The organism is Pseudomonas sp. NPDC089743 (assembly GCF_044748785.1).
In the GTDB taxonomy this organism is placed as follows: domain Bacteria; phylum Pseudomonadota; class Gammaproteobacteria; order Pseudomonadales; family Pseudomonadaceae; genus Aquipseudomonas; species Aquipseudomonas putida_X.
Genome location: NZ_JBIVGS010000035.1, coordinates 1 through 4,103, shown reverse-complemented (window position 1 = coordinate 4,103; position 4,103 = coordinate 1). Strand labels below are relative to the sequence as shown.

General features: G+C 55.5%; 4 protein-coding genes. All 4 read left to right on the top strand.

Going from position 1 to position 4,103, the window contains the following annotated elements; genetic code table 11:
- The coding region (locus ACIPZC_RS25955) for a DUF2345 domain-containing protein (RefSeq protein ID WP_400630416.1) at positions 1 to 1,241 on the top strand (1,241 nt) is incomplete at its 5' end.
- Positions 1,238 to 2,227: a DUF2515 family protein gene (locus tag ACIPZC_RS25950; RefSeq protein WP_400630414.1), complete on the top strand. Its 990-nt coding sequence runs from the start codon at positions 1,238 to 1,240 to the stop codon at positions 2,225 to 2,227. The genes ACIPZC_RS25955 and ACIPZC_RS25950, both read left to right, overlap by 4 nt.
- A gap of 52 nt (positions 2,228 to 2,279) precedes the next feature.
- Positions 2,280 to 3,080, top strand: coding sequence for a hypothetical protein (locus ACIPZC_RS25945; protein ID WP_400630412.1), 801 nt, complete (start codon positions 2,280 to 2,282; stop codon positions 3,078 to 3,080).
- A 35-nt stretch (positions 3,081 to 3,115) separates the two neighbouring features.
- Positions 3,116 to 4,103: type VI secretion system Vgr family protein (locus ACIPZC_RS25940; protein WP_400630410.1), on the top strand; the 988-nt coding region annotated here is incomplete at its 3' end.

Genomic DNA, 4,103 nt, shown 5'->3' with positions numbered 1-4,103 from the left:
GCGGCCTGATGAGCGGCTACAAGAGCAAGGAAGTCGGCGGCGGCGGCTTCAACCAGTGGGTGATGGACGACTCCACCGGCCAGGTACGCACCCAGCTACACAGCAGCCACGGCCATACCCAGCTCAACCTCGGCTACCTGATCGACCAGCGCGGCAACAACCGCGGCGCCCTGCGCGGCACCGGCTTCGAGCTGCGCACCGACGCCTACGGCGCCCTGCGCGCCCAGCAAGGCCTGTACCTGAGCACCTGGAAACGCAGCAACGCCGAAGGCGCGCAGCTCGACGTCAGCGAAGCCCAGCAGCAGTTGCAGAACAGCGAGCAGCGGCTCAAAACCCTCTCCGACACCGCCAAACAGCACAACGCCGACGCCCTGCAAGCTGGCTTGGACAGCCTGACCCAGCTCAACGCCGATACCGACGTCACCTACGGCAATGACAACAGCAGCCCGAGCCAAGGCCCGAGCGAACAGCAGCGCAACGGCGGCGATACCGCCTGGGCGATCCGCAACGGTGGCCGCGGCAAGACCCCGGGTTATCAGAAGCCGCTGCTGATCGCTTCTTCCCCGGCCGACATCGCCACGGCCACGCCGCAGAACACCCACCTGCACAGCGGCAAGCACCTGACCATCAGTACCGGCGAGGATGTCAGCATCGCCAGCGGCAAATCGCTGCTGGCCAGTGTGGTGCAGAGCATCAGCCTGTTTGCGCAGAACGCAGGGGCCAAGTTGTTTGCGGCCAAGGGCAAGGTGGAGCTGGAGGCGCAAAGTGATGCGATGGAGCTGACCGCGTTGCAGAACGTGAAGCTCACGTCGCTGGAACAGTTGATCGAGATGTCGGCGCAGAAGGAGATTCTGCTTACCAGTGGCGGTGCCTATATCCGTATCAAAGGCAGCAATATCGAGGTGCATGCGCCGGGGACCATCGACATCAAGGGAGCAAAGAAAACGTTGGATGGGCCGGCCAGCATGGAGCACTCGTTCAAGGAGTTCCCCACCGGTCCTGACTCAGGCATGTATGACGAGCAGAACAGGTTGATGACCAGTTTCGGTGTACCGCTTGAAAATGTGGCTGTCGAGTTCGACATTCCTGGCAAAGGCAAGCGGGTTTACTTCACCGACCAAGAAGGTATGACACCCCGCCTTTTCAGCGACAAACCCGACACGGCCAAGATGAGGCTCGTACCCGATGAGTTGGTGGTGCCGGCAGGTGCTGACAAGTATGTACCGAGAACCAAACCATGAAACAAGACTTTAGATTCAATGAGCAAACGTGCTCAACAAACGACCCAGGGGTCAATTACAAGGAACTATGGACACTCGGCCAACAGGAGGCGGTCCGGCGGCTTTCGGTAAAAACCCGAATCGAATTCAAAGAGACTGCACGCTATCAATTGGTCAAGGATTTCAGCACACGCGCTGAACGGATAGCCGGCAATTATGCCAAAATTTATCTTGAACTAGAGCGAAACGGAAAGCCCGAGTTAAAAGGCCGATTTTATTGGACCGGGCTCGCTGCGTTCGCCAGCAAACAGGTCATGTGTGCGCTTGATTACGCCAGCAACAGTAAGTGGCGATACGCCAAGTTACCTGTACCTTTATTTGACACCACGAAAGAGTATTTGGGTGAAGGTAATTTTTGGTTATTCCAGGACATCTTCGTATGGCATTGGTTTTATATTAACTTCCCTAGTGAATTCGCCAGCGCACTTTCAGCAAGAAAGTGGGATGAGTATACATGCAACTTTAAAATATCATTCCGAGAACTCCCATGGATTGATGATGCACTTCCTAAAATCAACTTTCTGCAAAAAACAGATGATCTCATTGAAGGATTTTCTTTTATTCCAGAAATTGAGAAGTTGCTGCCAGGCAAAAAAAGGCAGAACATCCAACTGAAGTCACTTATGGCCATTGCACGACATGAGCAAATTGAGATCCTCCAACCCCTGATCTATGAAAGTTGGGGTTTCCAAAAACTATTAGACTCGCAAGCTTTTATGGAAGGTCACATGGGCGTACCTCGTCGCCTCGCTGCCATGAGTACGCTATGCGAGACGGACAACCCAGATTACGACATCGTGATGACTAAGGGAAAGTTGCACAACCAGAATGACAGGATGGAATTCATCACCAAGATCGCCAATAGATATCATGATCTGATGACAACAGAAACAGACTACATGGAAGAAAATATTCGGACAATTTCAAGCTGGAGCGAGCATGTTTAAAATAATTATTTGCTTGCTAAGCCTTACCCTCGCAGCTTGCGGAGACTCAAGCATGAACATGAAAAAACCCAGCATCAAATTTGAAATTGATACTTCCATCACCAACGCACTATCCTCATCCACAGCAATCTTTCAAAAAGACTGTATGCGCCGCCTTTGTTTATACGAGTTTTCGCTCGCATTCAGCGAACCCTTGCGTGCAGAACTTGAAGTCACATCAACAACTGGCAGCTTGGGATTTAACGACATTGTTAGCACTACCCTCAGAACGTTTGATGGAGACAATATCGACAAGGCCAACATTACCCTGGGTGGCGTTGAGCCAGAGTCTGAACATACTGAGGCCATTGACTATTTTTACCGACAGATTGACAAACTGCACGAGTCAGGTTGGCGGCGGTATATCTTTCCAGACGAAGCAAGAATTCCTGGCAGCCAAGCGCAGAAGTTTGACAGCGTAAGATCTATTTTTGGCGCGCCTGTCGAAACAGGACCATGGAATGATCCCAGCTTAAAGCTAACCAAGGAAAAATGGTTAGCGATGCCTATGTTTAGCAGTTGGTATTTTTACAAAAACGGCACTTATCTATCACTTCAAGTGCAACGTCAAAGCAGTGAAATTGCACCTCTGACAAGAGGATCTTACCTTTTCACTCTAACATTTGAATCGGAAACCGAATTCTATAAGAGCTTCGTTGAAGGTGAAAAGAATCGTGCCAATTGGAAGGCACTTGTGCCCGCCGAGCTCAACCGTATGGCCCAAGAACGCGCCCAAACCGAAGCACGCCTGAAAAAAATGGGCATCGCCATCGATGAAAACTACCAGGACCCGCCCATCAAGGCCCTGGAATAACCCATTTTTCAGTCCCACTCAGGAGACCCCTTGTCATGGACCTGACCTTCGGCACCCCGCTCTCGCAAAGCGGCCGCCTGCTGCAGCTGACCACCCCACTGGGGGCCGACGCGCTCCAGGCCCTGCGCGCCCACGGCGTCGAGCGCATTGGCCGCACCCCGCGCTACACCCTCGACGTGCTGGTGCAGGACACCGAGTACGACCCGGAGAAACTCATCGGCCAGCCCGTCAGCCTGGCCCTGCTCTGCGACGACGGCACCCAGGCCCCGCGCCATGGCCTGGTCGAGAGCGTACGCTACCTGGGCAGCGACGGCGGCCTGCATGACTGGCAGCTGGTGTTCGCGCCCTGGTTCAGCCTGCTCGAATACCGCAGCGACTGCCGCATCTGGCAGGACAAGAACCTGCCGGCCATCCTCGAATCCGTGTTCGCCCAGTACGAACAGGCTAAGGGCAACTACCGCCTCGACCTGCGCCGCGAGTACGCGCCGCTGTCCTATGTCACCCAGTTCAACGAAACCGACGCCAACTTCGTGCAGCGCTGGTGCGAGCTCGAAGGCATCTTCTGGTACGTCGAACACAAAGCCGACAGCCACTGCATCGTCTTCACCGACAGCGTCGACACCCTGCCCGCCCTCGCGCCGCAGCGCGTGCCGTTCCACACTCAGAGCGTCACTGAAAAACAGGACGGCATCACCCAGTGGAGCACCGGCTCGCAGCTGCTCAGCGGCAAGCTCAACTGGCGCAGTGTCGACTACCTGGCCCACAGCCAACCGCGCGAAAGCGTGATGCCCGCGCTTGAAGCCGCTTCCGCCCCTGCCGCCCTGGAACGCTACGAATACCAGGGCCAGTACAACTGGCAGAAGCAGGAGCGCGGCGACTGGTTGAGCCGCGTGCAGATCGAGCAGCGTGAATCCCAGGCCCGCCGCGTGCACGGTCAGGGCGGTGTGCGCCAGTTGCAGGCCGGGCGCTGGTTCGAGTTGACCCAGCACCCGCTGTACGAACGCAAGGCCGCCGAGGCCCGGC

Coding starts and splice junctions, on each gene's coding strand:
- ACIPZC_RS25950 (WP_400630414.1), top strand. CDS start 1,238: ATGAAACAAGACTTTAGATTCAATGAGCAAACGTGCTCAACAAACGAC.
- ACIPZC_RS25945 (WP_400630412.1), top strand. CDS start 2,280: ATGAACATGAAAAAACCCAGCATCAAATTTGAAATTGATACTTCCATC.